Origin of the sequence: Clostridium sp. AM25-23AC (genome assembly GCF_003435125.1) — a bacterium.
Lineage (GTDB): Bacteria > Bacillota > Clostridia > Lachnospirales > Lachnospiraceae > Pilosibacter > Pilosibacter fragilis.
This window is the reverse complement of sequence record NZ_QWGI01000001.1, coordinates 121,223-142,351: the sequence shown is the minus strand read 5'-3', so window position 1 is coordinate 142,351 and position 21,129 is coordinate 121,223. Positions and strand designations below refer to the sequence as shown.

Annotated in this window: 19 protein-coding genes; 13 read left to right on the top strand and 6 right to left on the bottom strand. The window is 44.0% G+C overall.

Annotation, left to right across the window (positions count from 1 at the left end; all coding sequences use genetic code 11):
- Positions 1-146: 146 nt before the first annotated feature.
- Positions 147-860: a 3D domain-containing protein gene (locus tag DW677_RS18595; protein ID WP_015555032.1), complete on the bottom strand. Its 714-nt coding sequence runs from the start codon at positions 858-860 to the stop codon at positions 147-149.
- A 382-nt stretch (positions 861-1,242) separates the two neighbouring features.
- Between DW677_RS18595 and hrcA the strand changes: the two genes are divergently transcribed.
- From hrcA to DW677_RS00635, 5 genes are all read left to right on the top strand, one after another.
- Positions 1,243-2,295 carry a heat-inducible transcriptional repressor HrcA gene (gene hrcA / locus DW677_RS00655; protein WP_117470917.1) on the top strand — a complete coding sequence of 351 codons (1,053 nt, stop codon included), beginning with the start codon at positions 1,243-1,245 and terminating at the stop codon, positions 2,293-2,295.
- Positions 2,296-2,303: 8 nt separating this feature from the next.
- On the top strand, positions 2,304-2,879 hold the full coding sequence (grpE, locus tag DW677_RS00650; RefSeq protein ID WP_242990593.1) for a nucleotide exchange factor GrpE: 576 nt from the start codon (positions 2,304-2,306) through the stop codon (positions 2,877-2,879).
- 84 nt (positions 2,880-2,963) lie between these two features.
- Complete coding sequence (gene dnaK, locus DW677_RS00645; protein ID WP_117470916.1) at positions 2,964-4,841, top strand: molecular chaperone DnaK; 1,878 nt, start codon at positions 2,964-2,966, stop codon at positions 4,839-4,841.
- Between the two features lie 302 nt (positions 4,842-5,143).
- Positions 5,144-6,310, top strand: coding sequence for a molecular chaperone DnaJ (gene dnaJ, locus DW677_RS00640; RefSeq protein ID WP_117503048.1), 1,167 nt, complete (start codon positions 5,144-5,146; stop codon positions 6,308-6,310).
- A 230-nt stretch (positions 6,311-6,540) separates the two neighbouring features.
- Positions 6,541-6,720 carry a hypothetical protein gene (locus DW677_RS00635; RefSeq protein ID WP_117470914.1) on the top strand — a complete coding sequence of 60 codons (180 nt, stop codon included), beginning with the start codon at positions 6,541-6,543 and terminating at the stop codon, positions 6,718-6,720.
- Between the two features lie 78 nt (positions 6,721-6,798).
- On the opposite strand, the gene DW677_RS00630 is transcribed toward DW677_RS00635, so the two are convergent.
- Positions 6,799-7,827: a hydroxyacid dehydrogenase gene (locus tag DW677_RS00630; RefSeq protein ID WP_015555029.1), complete on the bottom strand. Its 1,029-nt coding sequence runs from the start codon at positions 7,825-7,827 to the stop codon at positions 6,799-6,801.
- A 329-nt stretch (positions 7,828-8,156) separates the two neighbouring features.
- Here DW677_RS00630 and DW677_RS00625 point away from each other — a divergent pair, with 329 nt between their 5' ends.
- Positions 8,157-9,122: a hypothetical protein gene (locus DW677_RS00625; protein ID WP_117503047.1), complete on the top strand. Its 966-nt coding sequence runs from the start codon at positions 8,157-8,159 to the stop codon at positions 9,120-9,122.
- Positions 9,123-9,462: 340 nt separating this feature from the next.
- On the opposite strand, the gene DW677_RS18590 is transcribed toward DW677_RS00625, so the two are convergent.
- Together DW677_RS18590 and DW677_RS00615 are read right to left on the bottom strand one after the other, a co-directional pair.
- Entirely contained in the window at positions 9,463-9,786 is a 324-nt protein-coding gene (locus tag DW677_RS18590; RefSeq protein ID WP_242990594.1) for a hypothetical protein, read from the bottom strand.
- A gap of 145 nt (positions 9,787-9,931) precedes the next feature.
- A complete protein-coding gene (locus tag DW677_RS00615; RefSeq protein WP_181968274.1) occupies positions 9,932-10,900 on the bottom strand; it encodes a LysR family transcriptional regulator in 969 nt (322 codons plus the stop codon).
- 190 nt (positions 10,901-11,090) lie between these two features.
- Between DW677_RS00615 and DW677_RS00610 the strand changes: the two genes are divergently transcribed.
- On the top strand, positions 11,091-12,122 hold the full coding sequence (locus DW677_RS00610; RefSeq protein WP_117503046.1) for an Ldh family oxidoreductase: 1,032 nt from the start codon (positions 11,091-11,093) through the stop codon (positions 12,120-12,122).
- Between the two features lie 45 nt (positions 12,123-12,167).
- Here DW677_RS00610 and DW677_RS00605 read toward each other — a convergent pair whose 3' ends face one another.
- Positions 12,168-13,133, bottom strand: a complete 966-nt coding sequence (locus DW677_RS00605) for a LysR family transcriptional regulator (RefSeq protein WP_117470585.1) — start codon at positions 13,131-13,133, stop codon at positions 12,168-12,170.
- A gap of 135 nt (positions 13,134-13,268) precedes the next feature.
- On the opposite strand from DW677_RS00605, the gene DW677_RS00600 reads away from it, so the two are divergent.
- The 6 genes from DW677_RS00600 to DW677_RS00575 all read left to right on the top strand — a co-directional run bounded on the left by DW677_RS00600 (position 13,269) and on the right by DW677_RS00575 (position 19,830).
- Positions 13,269-14,267: a 4-hydroxy-2-oxovalerate aldolase gene (locus tag DW677_RS00600; protein WP_181968273.1), complete on the top strand. Its 999-nt coding sequence runs from the start codon at positions 13,269-13,271 to the stop codon at positions 14,265-14,267.
- Positions 14,268-14,282: 15 nt separating this feature from the next.
- Entirely contained in the window at positions 14,283-15,266 is a 984-nt protein-coding gene (locus DW677_RS00595; protein WP_117484179.1) for a 2-hydroxyacid dehydrogenase, read from the top strand.
- A gap of 178 nt (positions 15,267-15,444) precedes the next feature.
- Positions 15,445-16,533, top strand: coding sequence for a tripartite tricarboxylate transporter substrate binding protein (locus DW677_RS00590; protein WP_117503044.1), 1,089 nt, complete (start codon positions 15,445-15,447; stop codon positions 16,531-16,533).
- Positions 16,534-16,609: 76 nt separating this feature from the next.
- A complete protein-coding gene (locus tag DW677_RS00585; RefSeq protein WP_117503043.1) occupies positions 16,610-17,071 on the top strand; it encodes a tripartite tricarboxylate transporter TctB family protein in 462 nt (153 codons plus the stop codon).
- A 15-nt stretch (positions 17,072-17,086) separates the two neighbouring features.
- Positions 17,087-18,589: a tripartite tricarboxylate transporter permease gene (locus DW677_RS00580; RefSeq protein ID WP_117503042.1), complete on the top strand. Its 1,503-nt coding sequence runs from the start codon at positions 17,087-17,089 to the stop codon at positions 18,587-18,589.
- Between the two features lie 92 nt (positions 18,590-18,681).
- A complete protein-coding gene (locus DW677_RS00575) occupies positions 18,682-19,830 on the top strand; it encodes an amidohydrolase family protein (protein WP_181968272.1) in 1,149 nt (382 codons plus the stop codon).
- A 74-nt stretch (positions 19,831-19,904) separates the two neighbouring features.
- On the opposite strand, the gene DW677_RS00570 is transcribed toward DW677_RS00575, so the two are convergent.
- Positions 19,905-20,855: a LysR family transcriptional regulator gene (locus DW677_RS00570; RefSeq protein ID WP_117503040.1), complete on the bottom strand. Its 951-nt coding sequence runs from the start codon at positions 20,853-20,855 to the stop codon at positions 19,905-19,907.
- Between the last annotated feature and the right edge of the window lie 274 nt (positions 20,856-21,129).

Below are 21,129 nucleotides of genomic sequence, written 5' to 3'. Positions count from 1 at the left end.
ATTAAGAAAGGGAATCTTTCATGAGCATTTTCGCATGCTCAGGAGAGATTCCCTTTTTTGCCATGCAGCAGGAAGAATTTATTAGTGGATGTCCTTCCAGTCCTGTCATATATCGGGTGGAAACTCATATAACGGGGCAGATGAACTTAAGACTGGATCAGATAGACCTCAGACCGCTCAACGCCGTGATCTCTTGTTTCCGAATGTGTGTTGTAAAAAATATCGATATGTTTTCCTTTGACGCCGCCTCCGACGTCCTCAGCGATATACTCGACACCATCGATCAAAAGATGGCTTCCAAGCGGAATGACCCGCGGGTCAACGGCTACGGTGCGGCTTGCGGTCGCCTGGGTTCCGGTCTTTGTGAGACGGCCGTAGCCCTCGGAGCAGCTTCTGCACGGGCAGTAAGCTGTGGTCTTAAATGTACCTAAGGAAACGAGGGTGGCATTTTTGATGATCTTTGTTGCGGTATTGTACTGGTAAGCTAACGGAAGTGCTGTGCCGTTCACGCTGAGCTTGATCATGTAGGTATCATCCGGGATGGAGGACCAGTCGATCATGATCTCAAAGCCGTGGGCACCGTTTCCGATGCCGCTTTCCTTTAAGTCATTGCGCTCGATATCAGCTTCGGCGGTCTCAGATAAAAGAGACTCGCCTGTATGGGAGTTGGCCACAGTGACGGTGACGGAGACCGGGGTATCCGGGGCAGCGGAGTTCCACGCCCATCCGGAAACCTTATTTCCATCGATGCTGTCCAGGTGGCCAGAGTTTTTCGGGGTACTTGCGAATGCACATACGGTGTTTAAGAGCATCGAAATGACGGTCAGTAAAACACAGATGGTCAATCTAAATTTCTTCATATAACAATCCTTTCTTTTTTTGTTTCATATCTATTACAAATTATATGCAGATGTGTAATAGAAATGTAACAATTTGGAAACAAGTATGTATTATACATAATTTTCCAAATTTGTCAAGTTTTTGGGTATTACTGCCAGGACGCAAACAGTCCCCCCATATGGCAGAAATGTTCTTAATGTGACGCAAAGCCCCCGGGATTCACAGGAAAATCCAGGGGAAAGCCGGGCGGATCCTGTAAAATCCTGGTAGAAAAAGGCGATGAAAAAAATAGTGAAAAAAATGTGAAAATTATCAAAAGCCCTTGACAAACAACACACTAAGTAATATAGTAACAACTGTAAATGTTAGCACTCCTCAATAAAGAGTGCTAATAAAGAAGAGGTGAGAGTTTTGGAACTGGATGAGAGAAAAGAAAAAATTTTAAAAGCGATTATCCAGACGTATCTGGAGACCGGTGAGCCGGTGGGATCCAGAACGATTTCCAAATACTCGGATCTGAAGCTCAGCTCCGCGACGATCCGAAATGAGATGTCTGATCTGGAAGAACTTGGCTACATCATTCAGCCGCATACCTCGGCGGGACGAATTCCTTCCGATAAAGGTTACCGTTTCTATGTTGACCAGATCATCAAGGAAAAAGACAGTCAGGTCGAGCATATGCAGGAACTTATGATCCAGCGGGTAGACCGCGTGGAACTGCTTCTGAAGCAGCTTGCAAAGGTTCTTGCCAACAATACGAACTATGCGACCCTGATCAGCGGACCGAGTTACAACCAGACAAAGTTAAAGTTTATCCAGCTCTCGAAGGTGGAGGAACACAAACTTCTGGTGGTAGTCGTTGTGGAAGGAAATATTATAAGAAACTCCTTTGTTACGATCGATGAGGAACTCAGTGACGAAGAGCTTCTGAATTTAAATATTCTTTTAAACAGCAGCCTGAACGGTCTGACGATCGAGGAGATCAACCTTGGCGTGATCGCAAAAATGAAAGAACAGGCCGGATCCCACAGAAGAGTGGTGGATCTGGTGCTGAATGAAGTCAGTGAAGTGATCCGGTCCCAGGACGAAGATCTCCAGATCTATACCAGCGGGGCAACCAATATTTTCAAATACCCGGAGCTTTCCGATACGGAAAAAGCGAGCCAGCTGATCGGTACTTTGGAACATAAAGAACTTCTCAGGGGACTGATCGACGGGCAGCAGCAGAATAAAACGGATGATCCGGACAATGAAATTCAGGTCTATATCGGAGATGAAACTCCGGTCCAGAGCATGAAAGACTGCAGCATCGTAACCGCAAATTATGCGCTCGGCGATGGGATGCGCGGAACGATCGGTATCGTGGGACCAAAACGAATGGACTACGAAAAAGTCGTATCGACCTTGAGATCGTTAGTTGCGCAGCTGAACGAAACGTTTAAAAATGAAAGGTGAAGAGAGCAGTGAAAGAGAAAGAGTTAGAAAAAGAGAAAACGGAAAAAGCCGTTTCTGAGGAAAAAGAAACCAAAGAGACAGCCGCTTCCGAAAAAGAAAATAAAGAGACGTCCGAAAAAGAGGAAAAAGCTTCTGAAAAGAAGAAAGATCCGAAGGACGAGAAGATCGATGAGTTAAATGACAAGCTCAAGAGATCCATGGCGGAGTTTGATAACTACCGCAAGAGAACGGACAAGGAAAAGTCCGCAATGTATGAGATCGGTGCGAAGGATGTAATCGAAAAGATCCTTCCGATCGTCGATAACTTTGAAAGAGGTCTTAATTCCATTCCGGAAGACGCGAAAGGATCCGCGTTTGCAGACGGAATGGAAAAGATATATAAGCAATTTGTAAAGACACTCGATGATATGGGCGTTAAGCCGATCGAGGCAGTCGGAAAACCGTTCGACCCGAACTTCCACAACGCAGTGATGCATGTGGAGGATGAGAATCTCGGCGAGAATGTTGTGGCAGTGGAACTCCAGAAGGGCTACACCTACAAAGATTCCATCGTTCGTCACAGCATGGTGCAGGTTGCAAACTAACATTGAAACAATGTGATCATCCGGCAGAGACTGCTGGACGACCACTCATTCCTAATATTCCAAATTTAGAGGAGGAAAATCATTATGAGTAAGATCATTGGTATTGACTTAGGTACAACAAACAGCTGCGTAGCAGTTATGGAAGGCGGTAAACCAACAGTTATCGCTAATACAGAAGGTGTCAGAACAACACCGTCTATCGTTGCATTTACAAAGACAGGAGAAAGACTTGTGGGTGAGCCGGCAAAGCGTCAGGCAGTTACAAACGCTGACAGAACCATCTCCTCCATCAAGAGACATATGGGTACCGACTACAAGGTAGATATTGACGGCAAGAAGTACACACCGCAGGAGATCTCCGCGATGATCCTTCAGAAGTTAAAAGCAGATGCTGAGAGCTACCTCGGTGAAAAAGTAACAGAAGCTGTTATCACAGTTCCGGCTTACTTCAACGATGCCCAGCGTCAGGCAACAAAGGATGCAGGTAAGATTGCCGGTCTTGATGTAAAGCGTATCATCAACGAGCCGACAGCGGCAGCCCTTGCTTACGGTCTTGACAACGAGAAAGAGCAGAAGATCATGGTATATGACCTCGGCGGCGGTACATTCGATGTTTCCATCATCGAGATCGGTGACGGCGTTATCGAAGTTCTTGCGACGAACGGTGATACACACCTCGGCGGTGATGATTTCGATAACCGTGTCACACAGTGGATGATCGACGAGTTCAAGAAGACAGAGGGCGTAGATCTTTCCGGTGATAAGATGGCACTTCAGAGATTAAAAGAAGCTGCTGAGAAAGCAAAGAAAGAGCTTTCTTCCGCAACAACAACAAACATCAACCTTCCGTTCATCACAGCAACTGCTGAGGGACCGAAGCACTTAGATATGAACCTCACAAGAGCTAAATTCGATGAGCTGACAAGTGATCTCATTGAGAGAACAGCAATTCCGGTACAGAACGCGTTAAGAGACGCTGGTTTAACAGCAGCAGAGCTCTCCAAGGTTCTCCTCGTGGGTGGTTCCACACGTATGCTTTCCGCACAGGAAAAGGTTAAACAGTTAACAGGCAAAGAGCCGAGCAAGAGCTTAAACCCGGATGAGTGTGTAGCCATCGGTGCAGCGATCCAGGGTGGTAAGTTAGCAGGCGATGCCGGTGCAGGTGACATCCTTCTTCTCGATGTAACTCCGCTTTCCCTTTCCATCGAGACAATGGGCGGCGTTGCTACAAAGCTGATCGAGAGAAACACAACGATCCCGACAAAGAAGAGCCAGGTATTCTCCACAGCTGCTGATAACCAGACAGCCGTAGATATCCACGTTGTACAGGGTGAGCGTGAGTTCGCAAGAGACAACAAGACTCTTGGCCAGTTCCGTCTTGACGGTATCCTTCCGGCAAGAAGAGGTGTTCCGCAGATCGAAGTTACCTTCGATATCGATGCAAATGGTATCGTAAACGTATCCGCTAAGGACCTCGGCACAGGCAAAGAGCAGCACATCACCATCACATCCGGATCCAATATGTCCAAGGATGATATCGATAAGGCTGTTAAGGAGGCTGCAGCTTACGAGGCTGAGGATAAGAAGAAGAAAGAAGCGATCGATACAAGAAATGAAGCTGATTCCATGGTATTCCAGACAGAGAAGGCAATGGAAGAAGTTGGCGATAAGATCGATGCAAACGATAAGGCCGCTGTTGAGGCTGACTTGAATGCCCTCAAGGAAGCGATCAACAAAGCTCCGGCAGAGCAGATGACAGACGCCCAGGTCGAGGAGATCAAGGCAGCGAAAGAGAAACTCATGAACAGCGCGCAGAAGCTCTTCGCAAAGGTTTATGAGCAGGCTCAGGCAGCTCAGGGCGCAGCAGGCGCACAGGGCCAGGCAGGTCCGCAGGCTGGACAGAGCGCAAGCCAGGCTGGATATGGCGATGATGTCGTTGATGGCGACTACAAAGAAGTCTAAATAACAGTTTGATCGAGCGACAATGAGGGCTGGAAAGGACGTTGCAAGATAGCTTGCATAAGTTCTTTTTAGCCGGAATTACCATTTGGCGCAAGTCAGGCACAATAAATCCGAAAGAACGCCCAAGATGGGGCGTTCTTTCGGTTGCCTTGTATCAAGGCTTTGATCGATAACGATCCGGAAATATTGCCGCGGCAGGACTCAGCCGTGACGTCTGAAGAAAGCTTCCGTCGGCAGGTTCCGTAAAAAGGTACGCGTGAAGCGTGGTACCGCTCACTAACAGGAAAGGTAAGAATAAAGAAATGGCAGAGACCAAGCGAGATTATTACGAAGTCCTCGGCGTGCCGAAAGATGCGGACGAAGCGGCGTTAAAGAAAGCATATCGAGTTCTTGCAAAGAAATACCATCCGGACGCAAATCCGGGAGATAAAGAGGCGGAGGCAAAGTTCAAGGAAGCTTCCGAGGCATACAGCGTTTTAAGTGATCCGGAAAAGAGAAGAAAGTATGACCAGTTCGGCCATGCGGCCTTCGAGGGCGGCGCAGGCGGAGCCGGCGGCTACGGCGGATTCGATTTCAACGGAGCCGACATGGGAGATATCTTTGGAGATATTTTCGGAGATTTCTTCGGAGGTGGACGTTCCGCTTACGGAAGAAGCAGCAACGGTCCCATGCGCGGCGCAAATTTAAGAACCGGCGTAAGGATCACATTTGAAGAGGCAATCTTTGGCTGCGAGAAAGAGATCGAGCTCACATTAAAGGATGAGTGTCCGAAGTGTCACGGAACAGGTGCAAAGCCGGGTACATCCCCGGTTACCTGCCCGAAATGTAACGGTAAAGGCAAGATCGTCTACACCCAGCAGTCCTTCTTCGGTCAGGTACAGAATGTCCAGACATGTCCGGACTGCCGAGGTACCGGTAAGATCGTCAAGGAGAAGTGCCCGGACTGCTACGGTACCGGATATATCTCCAGCAAGAAGAAGATTCAGGTCAAGATCCCGGCAGGTATCGACAACGGACAGAGCATCCGTATCGCAGGAAAAGGAGAGCCCGGAACGAACGGCGGCGAGAGAGGAGACCTTCTCGTTGAGGTAACCGTATCCAGAAGCCCGGTATTTATGCGCCAGGAGACATCCATCTTCTCCACAGTACCGATCTCCTTCGCAACAGCAGCCCTTGGAGGTCCGATCAAGATCAAGACCGTCGACGGCGAGGTTGAGTACGAGGTAAAACCGGGAACCCAGACCGACACGAAGGTACGTCTCCGCGGCAAGGGTGTTCCGTCTCTCAGAAATAAGAACATCCGCGGTGACCATTATGTAACGCTTGTTGTTACAGTTCCGGAGAAGCTTACGGAGGAGCAGAAAGAAGCCCTCAGAAAGTTTGATGATGCGATGAAGGGGGTTGCATCGCCGGAGGGAAAGAAGAAAGGTTTTTTCAATAAGTTAAAAGAAGATTTCAAAAATGAATAATTGAAAATAAAGCGGGAAACGCACGTTTTGCATGCAGAAATGAGCTGTAGCAGGACGTGCGTTTTTTCGTTTGTGAAATAAATATGCTAATATAAGACTATCAACCAGATCTCTTTCCTGGAGATCGCAGCCCGTAATTCCGGGCGTCTGTGGTATCTGACTTCAGTTCTGAAATCATTCCCACGAAATTGCAAAAAAACTTCATATCGTGTACAATGAAAGGAGAAACTATGACGAAAGTAAAGAGAAACTTTAAGGACAGTCTTTTCCGAATGGTATTTCATGGGAAGGAGGAGTTACTGAGTCTGTATAATGCGGTAAATGGAAGCTCGTATACGAATGCAGATGATCTGGAAATCAACACACTGGAAGACGTGGTATACATGGGAATGAAAATTATAAACGTATAACAAAACAGGCAGAACCTATCACTCCGATAAGTCCTGCCTGCTTTCGTTATATGAGAAAAGAAGTTGGCAAACGATTGTTTAGAAATCAAACATTCCAGCCGGTTTTGTATCCGGTTTCTTTGTGTCTGTGTAGGTCTTAGCTGTCTTATAGTCAACATCGTTGATCGGCCATGTCGGCTTCTTGCCTTCGTAGACTTCCTGAACGCCCATAGCTGCGAAGTAGGAAGCACGATGGGCAGCTTCAGATGTGTTGCCGCCGATATGCGGATAGATGATAACATTGTCGAGAGTTAAGAGTGGGTTAGCCGGATCAACCGGTTCCTTCTTGATTGCGTCAAGACCGGCACCTGCGATCACGCCATTCTTGCATGCCTCGTAGAGAGCATCCTCGTCCACACAGCCGCCGCGTGCGGTGTTGATTAAGAATGCTGTCGGTTTCATCATTGCGAGACGCTCTTTATTTACCATGTTCTTGGTAACCGGAGTGTTCGGGCAGTGAAGGGAAACATAGTCGCACTCTTTGAAGATGCGGTCAAGGTCGCGGACAACCTCAACGCCGTCCGGGAACTCAGAAGCTGGTTTGTACGGGTCATATGCGAGAACATTCATCTCGAATGCGAGGCAGCGCTTTGCAACGCGGCTTCCGATGTTGCCGCAGCCGATCAGACCGATGGTCTTGCCGTTTAATGTGTTCTTGCGGACTTTTAATTTTGCCTTGTAGAAGTCATTTACCCATGTCTTATGAAGGACAGTCACGTTACGGCTGCACTCTAAGATGAGTAACATAGCTGTCTCTGCAACGGAGGTGCTGTTTGCTACCGGTGCGTAGAGAGCCTGGACATTGTTGTCGTGGCAGGCCTTTACGTCAAGAGCGTCGAAACCGGCGCCGTGACGAACAATAACCTTTAAGTTCGGGTTTGACTCGATCACTTCACGTGTGATCGGTGTGATACGGACGATCATAGCGTCCGGCTGATATTCCTTGAAATCAGCGAGAACGTCCTCTGTCTCAAATCCGCGGCCGTCGATTACGGTATGACCAGCATCCTCAAGAAGCTTACGGCCTTCGGACATAATTTCCTGTGGGAGTAAAATTTTCCAACCCATGATAATACCTCCTATAATGGAACATTTTTGATAAACTGTTTTTCACTGTCTTTATTATAGCGGAGATTGTTCACAAAATAAAACAATCTGTTTTTGTAAGGTTGAAAAGGAAATGTTGTTGAAAATCGCTGGTACGAAAAGAGACGCTTATATATTATAGCACTTTCTTTTATAAGGCAAATATGCTAATATAAGATTATCAAACAGATCTCTTTCCTGGAGATCCCTGCCCGTGATTCCGGGCGTCTGTGGTATCTGACTTCAGTTCTGAAATCGTTCCCACGAAATTGCAAAAAAACTCTATATCGTGTACAATGAAAGGAGAAACTATGACGAAAGTAAAGAGAAACTTTAAAGACAGCCTTTTCCGACTGGTGTTTCATGGGAAGGAGGAGTTACTGAGCCTGTATAACGCAGTAAACGGAAGTTCGTATACGAATGCGGACGATCTGGAGATTAATACGCTGGAAGATGTGGTGTATATGGGGATGAAAAATGATGTCTCATTCTTGTTTGCACATTATCTGAATTTGTATGAAGCCCAGAGTACCAGTAATCCAAACATGCCATTGAGGGGAACCATATATTTTGGAGATCTGCTAAAGGGATGGATAGAAAGCAACCATCTTGATATGTATTCCGAAAAGCAGATCATGATCCCAAAGCCGAAGTTTCTTGTCTTTTATAACGGTTTAAAGAAGGAACCGGAAAGAAGGATTCTCCGGCTGTCAGATTCATTTGAAGGCGGGCAGGATGAGGAGGCAGCGCTGGAGTGTACTGCGATCATGTTAAATATTAATTATGGATACAATCAGAAATTAATGGAGAAGTGCCAGACATTGCACGATTATTCTTATTTTGTGGAAAATGTGAGACAGGGAGTCCGTGTCGGAAAGACATTGGAGGAAGCTGTAGATGAAGCAATCAGTAAGTCCTTGAAAGAGGGCGTGTTGAAGGATCTTTTAAAGAAAAACAGAGCGGAGGTGCGAAACGTGGTATTGACAGAATATAACGAAGAGCTGCATCTGAAAAATGTGAGGGAATGTGGGTATGAAGAAGGATACGATAATGGATATGATAGTGGATATGGCAGTGGCTTGGACCAGGGACGCATGCAGAACCAGATTGAATTAGTAATAAAAAAAGTACGGAAAGGTCAGTCGCTGGAACGGATTGCGGATGCTCTGGAAACATCGGAAGATCAGCTGAAAGAAATATACGAGGCGGTAGTGAAAGCAGCGCCGGAGTATGATCTTGAGAGAATTAAGGGAGAGTTGAAAATAAATAACCGTTAACTGACTATAAAAAGCTACAGAAAAATTTCTAACAGGTTTCTTCTATGAAGATACAGCAAAAAACAGGCAGAACCTATCATCTTGATAAGTCCTGCCTATTTTCGCTATATGAGAAAAGAAGTTGGCTTTTACGGATCGTATGCGAGAATATTTATCTTGAATGTGAGACAGTGCTTTGTAACGTAGCATCCGGTGTTGTCGCTGCCGATCAGATTGATGGTTCTGCCTTTAATGTGTTCTTGCGCACTTTTAATTTTATCTTGTAGAAATTGTCTGATTTATCGCAACATACCCATGTCTTATGGAGAATAGTCACGTTACGGCTGCACTCTAAGGTGAGCTATATTGCTGCCTCTGCAATGGAGGTACTGTTTGCTGCCGGTTCGTGGAGAACTTGAATGTTGTTGTCAGGGTATGTTTTTACGTCAAGAACGTCGAAATCGGCATCGTGACGAACGATAACTTTTAAGTTCGGGTTTGGCTCAATCACTTTGCGAGTGGTTGATGTGATACGAACGATCATAGCATACGGCTGACTTTCATGGAAATCAGTGAGAACATCAGCGGTCTTGAAAACGCGACCGTAGATAATTATATTATGGCCTGTATCTTCAAGAGGCGTGCGGCTTTCGGACATAATTTCCTGTGACAGTAAATTTTCCAACCCATGTTCCTATAATGAAACGTCTTTGATAAGCTGTTTTTCACTGTCTTTATTATAGTGGGAAGTGTTCGCAAAATAAAACAATCTGTTTTTAGTAAGATTGAAAAGGTAATGTTGTTGAATTGAAAAAATCACTGGTACGTCATTATACAAGTGGGTCAGCTTTATGTGCAAGGTGCACGGTTTCAACTGTAGATGCATACTCAAGGAGAAGTTCAATTAAATATTTCATATATAGCGGCAGATAGCGGCCTTTTGAGTAGGCAATCGCAAGCTGGTGAGGAAGATGAACTCCATTTGAATAAATTGGAAATATATTCATATCTGATGGAATCTCTTTTAAATGGTTAGCAAGATGCATTTGTGTCATGATACATGCAGCAAAACCTTGGGAACATAGTTGAAATCCAAGAGGCGTGTAGGTGCTGTAAGAATAAATTTTAGGTTGAATCCCAGCAATATCAAAACAAGAACGGATTTTATTCCATACAATATTTTTAAAAGCACAGAAGGGAAGCTCAGAAAAATGTGTGATTTCAATTCCTTGAATTCCCTGCTCTTTTAAACGCTCTTTTGTAAGAGGGTAGAATTGATCTAAAAGTTTCTCGGAAACACATAAATATAATTTATCGTTTAGGAGCAGCTTTTGTTCAATTTCAGGATGACTATCTGAATAGGCGATAATTCCCAAATCAAGATCGTTACTGGTTAAAAGAGGCACCAGTTTAGAAGTAACAGCTTCTGTAATTTGAAAATCCACAAGAGGATATCGTTCGTGAAATTTAGGAAGAACAGCTGAAAAACATGTACTTAGGCGCAATGCACTTGAAGAAAAACGGATAGTGCCACGTTCTTCTTTGGACATATCAGAAAGTGTATCTTTTAAATTTTGATGATTAATAATGACCATATCAGCAAATTTTAATACCTCAGTGCCTGCCGAAGTGAGAGATAGTTTTGGCTTTCGATAAAAGAGTGGGGTTCCATAAAAGTTTTCAAGACGCTGAATGTGATTGCTGAGTGTTTGCTGAGATATATATAATCGATTGGCTGTATGTGTCATATTTAAACTTTTTGATAGTTCCGAGAAATAATATAAACTTTCAATATCCATAAAGCCCTCCATATGCTTAATTACAAAATTAATTTGTAGAGAATAAAAAAAAGCTCCGTTGGATTTAGTAGTATAAATATACTACTATAAAACTAACAAAAAAACAAGAGCGGTTGGCGGAAAATGTTAATCAGAATACAAAAATACAAACAATATTCTGAAAAAGCCGATTAGCAGAGTGGAGGTCATCATGAAATATAATTGTAATAAGATGCGTGAATTTGCAAGTGCAATTATGCAAAAAAATGGCTTATCAAAGCAGAAAAGTGATTTATTTGCAGAAAGTCTCATAGCGGCAGACATGCGAGGAATTTCTTCTCATGGTGTCACAAGATTAAAAACATATGCGTATCGTTTGGAGGCGGGACTTGTCGATGCACATGCAGAAACAACAATTATAAAAGAAACTCCAGCATTGGTCCTGATGGATGCAAACAATGGACTGGGAGTTCCAGCAGCAATGGATGCAATGAAACTATGTGTTGAGAAAGCAAAAACGATAGGTTGTTGTTTTGCGGCGGTAAAAGGAGGAAATCATTTTGGAATGGGGGAATTTTTTACTGATTATGCAGCACAGAATGGAATGATAGGAATCGCAATGACCAATGGACCGGCAGCATTGGCTCCGATAGGGGGAAAGAAAGCAATTCTTGGGACAAATCCGCTTGCAGTGTCTGTGCCTTCTGAAAAATATAGGACAGTTTCGCTTGATATGGCGACCAGTGTTGTTGCAAGAGGAAAAGTGACACTCGCAAAGAAAAATGGGAAAAAAATTCCAGAAGGATGGGCAATTGATAAAGATGGACATTCGACAACTGATCCTAATAAAGTATCGTGCATGCTTCCGTTTGGCGGAGCCAAGGGGTATGGAATTGGTTTGTTGATCGAACTGATGTGCTGCGGACTGGCAGGAGCTAAAAGTGGATTAACAATGGGATCATTTTATGATTTTAGTGGAAAAAAGCAGGATGTTGGTTATTTTATTGGTGCAATTAATGTTGGTGCAGTTGTTGAAGAACAAAAATTTAAGGAACAGTCAGATGTAATTCTTACATCAATTAAAGAATCACCAAGAGCAGAAGACTGTGATGAAATTTATCTACCAGGTGAGATTGAATTGAATCGTGCAGAACAAGCGCAGAGAGAGGGAATGGAAATTTCAGATGTTGTGGTAAAAGAACTTGAGGAAATCAGTATGAAATATAAGGTTCCATTCAACTAAAATAATAAAGAGTGCTACCTGAAAATATTTTTAGGCAGCTTTTGTTTAAGAAATCGACTTCATCGCCATCGCGTAGGAATAAAATTCCTGTGTGATGGCTTTTTTCATGCCTTCAGCATAGTGGGGCAGGATCAGGTCATTGCGGTAGACCAGGGAGATATCGATTTTTGAGAAAGAGTGGTTCATCCTCAGACAATGGCAGTTCTCTGGCCAAGTGATCGCCCCTTTTTTATGATCAAAAAGGATCATCGGAGACAGGAAAGCGGCTCCCTGGGCAGAACAGGCGAGTTGATAGATGATGTTCTGGTCAGATGCCTCGAGAATTGTCTTAGGCATGATTCCACAACGATCATAGGCGCGTTCTAAAAGAGAACGGATTCGGTTGTCCGAAGCGAGGAGGAGGATTGGAAAGTCTTTGAGATCAGAGACATCAAGACCTTCGATGGCACTTTTATTTAAAAGTTCCTGCCAGTGATTCGGGCAGCATTCCTTCAGAATATTATCGTGGATCAGACAGAAAAGGTATTCGGACGCTAAAGGGATCATATTTAGATTAGATGCAGTTGGAACATCAACACCGATGAAAAGATCGAGCTTTCCAGCCTGAAGAGAGTCAGCCATTTTCAGAGTATAAGACTGACGAAGATCCAGAGAAACATTTGGGTAGGCGTTGTGGTATCGCTCCCAGATTCCCGGAAAGAATACCTGGATCCGCTGCCTTGACATTCCAAGAACAAGATGACCGGAACATTCGGCGGAGAGATCCGCCAGGGATGCCATCATCTGGGATTCATTTCGCAGCATCTGTTTTGAGTAAAAAAGCATAGTCTCCCCGGCAGGTGTGAGCTTCAGATATGGTTTTCGCTGAAACAGCTCCACTCCATATTCCTCTTCTAGGCGCTTGATCGAGCCGGAGAGGGACTGCTGTGTGATATGAAGAGATTCGGATGCTTTTGTAAAATTCATTTCTTCCGCAAGTGCTACAAAGTACTGACATGTTTTAAGGTTCATAGATGCCTCCACAGGAAAATGCTGTTTAAAATTAAAAATATAACTGTTGGAAAACTGTCATAACTGTATGATAGTATAAAAACAACAAGAAATCCAGTATATTTTACAGCAAATTAACGAAAGGAAGTATTTGTGATGGTTAGATTGATGGACTGTACTTTGAGAGACGGTGCAAATGTAGTAGGAAAAGGGTTTGACGCGGAGATCACAAAGATCGTTCTGGATATCCTGACAGAGAGCAATGTTCCGATTATTGAATTCGGAAACGCAGGCGGAATCGGAGCTTATGAGGTTGCGGGATTCACAAACGCCCTGACTGACATGGAGTATCTGGATCTGGTACAGCCGTATCTGGGAAAATCAGAGATCGGCATGTTCTTAAACGCAAAGAGATTCCGCGAACCGAATGTTGAGCGTGCGGCATCCAAGGGAATGAAGTTCTTGCGCTGTGGTGCTGATGCCGGGGATGCGAGAAAGATCTCAGAAGTTCCGGTAAAAACGATCAAGAAATGCGGAATGAAAGCGTACTACTCCGCAATGAAAGCATATCTTCTCACTCCGGAAGAACTGGCGGAGGAAGCGAAGTTCTTGGAGTCCATCGGACTTGACGAATTTACGATCATGGATTCCGCCGGAACTATGATGCCGGATGACGTAAAGAGAGCAACGGAGTGTTGCAAGAACGCGGTTAAGATCCCGGTGGCTTTCCATTGTCACAATAACCTTGGACTTTCCGCAGCAAATGCCATCGCTGCCTATGAGAGCGGAGCAGATATTTTAGACTGCGGTCTTATGGGAATGGCGAGAAGCGCAGGAAACCTTCCGACAGAGGCAGCTGTGGCATTTATGCAGAAATACGGGGAGTTCAAGGATATTGACCTTTACGCGATGTTAAACGGAATCGACCAGAGACTTCTTCCGGCAATGGAAAAGCACTCCTACCATGACGCGATCCCGCCGTACGACCTGATCCTCGGCGTATCCGGAGCGCATTCCAGCTTCGGAAAGACTTTCAAGGCGGTCGCAAAAGATACAGGCGTTGATCTCTATAAACTGATCGTTGAGGTCAGCAAGATCAACAGAAAGAATCCGGGCGAAGATCTCATGAGAGAAGTGGCAGAGAAAATCAAATAAAAAGAGGGAAAAAACGTGAAAGTAGCAATCGTAGGAACATATCCGGCAGGTACATTTGAAAAGTTTAAAAATTATTTTTCTGAAAAGCCGGAAATTGAAGTGGTTGAAGTTGATACACAGGAGAAATTTGATGCACTGACAGAGGCAGACGCCATCGTTCTTCGAATTTTAAAAATGCCGAAGGAAGTAGTCGCAAGGATCAAAGGATTAAAGATGATCATGCGCTGGGGAGCCGGTTTTGATTCTGTTGACATTGAAGAAGCAGGAAAACATGGAATTTATGTCTGCAATACTCCGGGAGCAAACGCGTATGCTGTGGCGGAGCTTACGGTGGCATTGATGTTAGCAGTCGGAAGAAAACTGATCTGCCATGACCGTGCGATTCATCAGGGGGAGTGGAGTAAGAACACATTTTTAAACCTGACGAGAACTTTAAACAATAAGGTAGTCGGCATCATCGGCGGAGGAAATATCGGTCGTCAGGTGGCATCCAGGGTACAGGCCTTCGGATCTACAGTCCAGTATTACGATCCGTTCCGCTTGCCGGAGGAGATGGAAGAAAAACTGCATATGAAATATGTAGGACTTGAGGAACTGATCCGTACAAGCGACGTGATCACCCTTCATGTACCGCTCATGGATTCCACGCGTCATATGATCGGTGAGAAGGAAATCGAAAAAATGAAGGACGGCGCGATCCTAATCAACGTTGCGAGAGGCGGACTTATGGATGATGAGGCTGTTGTGAACGCAGTCAATTCCGGAAAACTTTCAGGTGCCGGAATCGACTGTGTGGAGGAAGAACCGGCAAAACCGGGCAGTTTGATTCTCGAAAATCCGAACATTATCGTGACACCACATGTAGGCGGCGGTTCTGCGGATATCTCAGATGTCATGTTCCCGATGATCACGGAGAATATTGAATTGCTGGAGGAAGAGAAGGCACTGAAGTATGTAGTGAATAAGCAATATATACTGCGTGGGAAAGAAAGTGCTTAATAGCAAAAAAATAGATCAATATCCCAATAACTACAAAGAAAACTTGTTAAGAATATATAAAATCATTGTTGGATATATTTGTCTAATGATGATAATATAAAATCAATAAAAAGACAGACAAAAATCAAGAAAAAAACAGCACAAATAACAACAAAAGAAAAACTTAGGAGGAATCAATATGAAAAAACGTATAGCTTTACTGGCAGCAGCAACACTCGTTATGTCAAGTTTGTCTGGATGCGCTTCAAACAGTACAGCGCCGGAGACAACGGCAACAGCAACGACTCAGGCCGAAAAGGAAACAACAGCTTCTGATACACAGGCTACATCGACAGGAGATACAGGTGAATGGTCTAAGACGATCACACTTGCAGATGGAAAGACATATCCGTCTGGTACTGTGACGATTATTGCTCCATTCTCGGCTGGTGGCGGTGTAGATCTTGGTGATCGTTTATTTGCTAAATATGCTCAGAAATGGACAGATGCAACACTGATCGTTGAAAATATTACAGGCGGAAGCGGACTTGTAGGAATCCAGACTGGTTTAGGGCGTGCTGCAGACGGATCTGTTATGTGGCATATCGATCCGGGCGCACAGTATGTTTCTACCACGAATTCCAGCTGCCCATTTGATGTCGTAAATGATATGGGACATATCGGCTTCTTTGTAGCAGATGACCGTGTATGGGCTGTGAAGCCGGATGAAACAAGATTTACTACAGCAGAAGAAATGTTTGCATATGCAAAGGATCATCCGGGCGAGATCAGCATTGCGGCATCTGGAACAGGTACTATCGCAGCTCTTGCAACACAGTACATTGCAAATACAGCTGGTGTAGAGTTTAATATCATCGGATATAATGGCTCCTCTGAAGCAAAAGCAGCATTTCTTGGCGGACATTGTGATGTAATGTCGGCAGGTGTCAGCGAGGCAAGAACAATGTTAGATGAAAAACAGTGTAAAGTATTATTCACAATGACAGATGAAAGAATTTATGACGATGTTCCTACAGTAAAAGAGCTTGGATATGATTGTACTTCTCTTTCCACATACCGTGGCTTAGCAATGTCCTCAAAAGTTGATCCTGCAATTGTTGAGTACTGGGATAAAATCATGGAAAAGGTTTGTGAGGATCCGGATTTCATCGCAGAAGCAGATAACATGGGACTTGTAATTCGCTTCCAGAACACGGATGAGGCATTAAAGACCTTCAGCGAATACAACCCGATTTGGTATGATTTAAAAGAATCTCTTGGAATGTAAGAAGCGAAGAAAAGTGGGCGATGCGGATACATTCTGTATCGCCCAATAGTTTTAGATACAGAAAGGGTTGATTAGTATGACGATGAAATTAAAAGAACGCATATCGGCTGTGTTCTTATTCCTTGTGTTTGGATTTGCGTTTGTTTACAGCAGAAAGTTCCCAGATATTCCGAAAATTATTCCGACAGGAATCACAGTCCTTGGATGTATTTTGAGTGTTATGCTGTTTGTGCGTACATTTTATATGCACTACAAGGAAGATGAGAATTTTGATGCTGCAGCACTGGCAGAACAAAAAGAAGGATCAAAGAAGATCGCAATCGCAATTCTGATGCTTGTAGTGTATGTTGGTTTAATTAAAGTAGTGGGATTTTACACGATCTCTTTTGTGTTTATGATGGCGTTTTCATATGTAATTGATACTGAAAAACATAAGTTATGGACATATCCAGTTGTGGCAATTGGGGTGTTAGCGGTTATTTATGGTATCTTTAGTATGTTTTTACAGGTTCCGTTGCCAAAAGGATTTTTGATCTAAGGAGGAGAAAAATATATGTTATCCAATATTCTGATGGGTTTTAGTACCGCGTTTAACCCAATGAACTTACTGCTCCTTATGGGGGGAACTGTTTTAGGAATTTTATTTGGAGCACTTCCGGGTGTATCATCTACAATGGGTGTGGCGGTGCTGATTCCTCTTACTTATGGAATGGATGCGGCGAGTGGATTGATCATGCTGGCCGGTATCTATTGTGGTTCAACATATGGAGGCAGTATTTCTGCATGTCTGCTTAATACACCTGGTACACCGGCTTCAGCAGCTACAACTCTGGACGGTTTTCCAATGACAAGAAAAGGACGTGGTGGTGAGGCGTTGCAGGAGGCGTGCATCGCATCTTTCTGGGGAGGAATTGCAGGAGCGATTGCATTATTCTTTCTGGCACCTCCAATCGCAAATTTCTCATTGAAATTTGGATCTCAGGAAAACGCAATGATGGCCGTATTCGGACTGACGATCATCGTATCTCTTTCAAGCGGTTCTCTTTTAAAAGGATTCCTTTCTGGATTATTAGGTCTTCTTGTTTCAATGGTTGGAATGGATGTTGCGACAGCATATCCAAGATATACCTTTAATATTACGGCCTTATATGGCGGCATTGCAATTATCCCTGCAATTGTTGGTTTATATTCTTTGACACAATTGTTGACTTCATCAGGAGAAAAAACAGGTGTGTTAACAGACGATAATATTAAAAAACTTCACGTACCGAAGATCACACCGAAGGATTTCGTGAGATATCCACTTACCTATATCAAGTCTTCTATCATTGGCGCGTTTGTAGGAATCGTACCAGGAGCTGGCGGAAATATTGCTGGTTATATGGCGTATAATGAGGCAAAGAGAACATCAAAAACACCGGATGACTTCGGGAAAGGATGTCGCGAAGGTGTAGCTGCGACAGAGTCAGCAAATAATGCGGTTTGCGGTGGATCTTTGATCCCAATGCTCACGCTCGGCATTCCTGGAAACTCCGTAGCAGCAGTGCTGATGGGTGGACTTATGATTCAGGGTTTGAATCCGGGATTCAGTTTATTTACAAACTATGCGCATGTAACATATCCGTTCTTAGCAGGTTTCGTACTTGCCCAGTTTGCATTCACAATTGTAGGATTAATTGGTGCAAAACAGTTTGCGCAGGTGGTTAAAGTACCGAAAGGATTTCTATTAGCAGGTATTGGTGTTCTGTGTGTAGTAGGCTCTTATGCGGCAAGCAATAATATTACAGATGTTTATATTATGCTTATTTTTGGTATTGTCGGGTATTTCTTAAAGACAGCTGGATTTGATATTTCTGCAATCGTTCTTGGCTTAATGCTTGGTTCTCTTGCAGAGGCTGGATTTATGCAGGCATTTAACTTATGCCATAAAGCTATAGGTGCAACTTTAATGAGCTTCATAACAAGACCAATCAGCCTTGTTCTTCTGATTGTTTGTGTGGCAAGTTGCTTCTCGCCTTTAATGAGTGCACGAAAGAAGAAAAAAGCTCAGTCATAAAAGGAAGGCTGTGTAAATGCCCCTTTTCACATGGATACTGTTGGTAGGGACATTGAGAAGCTCAATGTCCCTTTTTATTATGAGGTGTGCAAATGGAAGATATTATTATTCGAAATGGACTGATTGTTGATGTCGAGAATGAAAAGATCGCGAAAGGCGATATCTCAGTAAAAGACGGTAAAATTGTAAAAGTTTGTTCTTATATAGAAGAACATGCAACAAGTGAAATTGATGCAGACGGATGCTATGTAACGCCAGGATTAATTGACCATCATACTCATATTTATCCATTGGCAGCAATTGGAACAGCTGGTGAAGCAGTATGCTTTGGATCTGGAGTTACGACTGCAGTGGATGCAGGAAGCACGGGCTGTGACAATTATGAACAGTATCGTGGCTGGATCGGAATGGAAAAGTTATCAATTATGCCGTATATCAATGTTTGCAGTGTGGGTTTATCTACACTTCCAAAGCAGATGGAAGATGTTAAACCAGAGCACATGGATGTGGGAAAACTCAAAGAATTATTTGACAAGTACGGAGATGAACTGCTTGGCTTAAAACTTCGAACAAGCAAAAATATTGTAGGGGAGCTGGGACTTGAACCATTAAAAGCAGCAGTTGAAATTGGAGAAAAAATTAACAGACCGTTGATGGTACATATTACAAATCCACCGGCAGAGATGGAAAAGGTTTTAGAGATTCTTAGACCAGGTGATATCGTGACACACATGTATCAGAATGTTGGTTATACAATTTTAAAAAATGGTCATGTTGCTGACTGCGTATGGAAAGCGAGAGAACGAGGCATTATTTTTGAAGCAGCGGATGCAAGAGCGCACTTCTCATTTGAGGTTTCCGAAAAAGCAATCGCTGAAAAATTCTACCCGGATCTGTTAGGCACTGATGTTACCCGCCTAAGCATGCATTTACGTCCGACAGCATTTAATATGGCAATGCAGATATCAAAATACACGTATCTGGGAATGCCTTTTGAGAAAGTAATTAAGGCTGCGACTTGGAATAATGCAGAAAATATGGGAATTTCGGATCGTGTAGGTAGCCTTAAGGAAGGAAAACAGGCTGATATTGCAGTGTTCCGAGTACATGAAGGTAAAAATGTATTCGGCGACAGACCGTATACAGATGAGACAGCTTCATTTAGAGAAAGCAATAGGGTGTTCGAACCAGTACTTACTGTTAAAAAGGGAGAGATGGTTTATAGAAATGTGACCTTCTAGAGGTCTTTTATCGAAATAGCAAAAAAGAATCCCCTATCAATATATGATACATGACAGGGGATTGGGTGTAGCTGCTAATGCGGCCGAACCTCCGCGATCCCATCAAACACATCCTTCGTGATCTCAATAAAATCATGGGCATACTCTGGAAGAAAACGTTCTTTGTGATAGGCAAGGACCAGCCGGTGGTTGATCAGTGACTTTTTCAGCGCGAGCGGAAACGCATTGGCATCTGGGTGGGCAGCTAAGAGCATCGGAAGACGCATCTGGGTGCAGAAGAATGCCCCGTAATTATGCGGATACAGGGACATGAACAGTTCTGTGGTCTGCGACTCCAGAAAGATATTCGGCTTTACCTTTGCGTCGAGGAAACACTGGTCCAGAGTTTTTCGAAGCTTCATGGAGGAGGCTGGGAGCAGGAACGGAATTTTTGAAAAATGTGCCAGTTCCACGCCGCTTAAGGATCCTTCTTTTAAGGTCTGCCAGGAATCGGGATAGTGGCGCTGCAAAAGCTCGTCGGAACAGATCAGGTAAATATGGTCGGTCAGAAGAGTGGAAGATTCCAGTTTGGGATTATCCTGATACATGACACCGATAAAAATATCAAGTTCCCCATTGTAGAGACGTTCTTCCATTGTGTTGGAGGATTCATTGCAGAGCTCGATCTTGATATTCGGCCATTTCGCGTAGAATCTCGGCAGGATCTCCGGGAGGCAGATCTGTCCGCGGTAGGCTGGGATCCCGAGTTTCAGATTGCCGATGCTTTTTTCGGAGATGTCGGCGAGACGGTTCTGGAATTCATGTTCCTCGGCAAGAATTTTTACGGCGACAGCGTAGAGCTGTTCCCCTGCATAGGTAAGGGCGAGCTTTGGCTTTCTGTGGAAGAGAGGGACACCGTAATACTGTTCCAGACGCTGGATATGCTGGCTTAGGTTCTGTTGGGAAATATAGAGCTTCTGAGCTGTGTTGGTGACGTGAAGCTCTTTGGCAAGTTCAACGAAATAGTACAAACTAAGTAAATTCATAAAAAGACCCCTTCTATCTTTTGCAGGATGTAACGATTCAGTGCCTTCATAGCTGCGAGCAAAAATCCATTTTAAAGCGTTTTACGCTGCGCTTCGGTCCGTGCTGGCTGTGTGCCACTGGCCCACAGCACCTGCGAGGACCTACTGAACAGTTACTGTAAAACAGCGTTTTGCGAAAAGACGGATTTTCCGCCAATACTTTCATTATATATATTGTTTATCGGGATGTAAAGTGAATAACAAAAAAATATTGTGAAAAGCAAATAAATACATT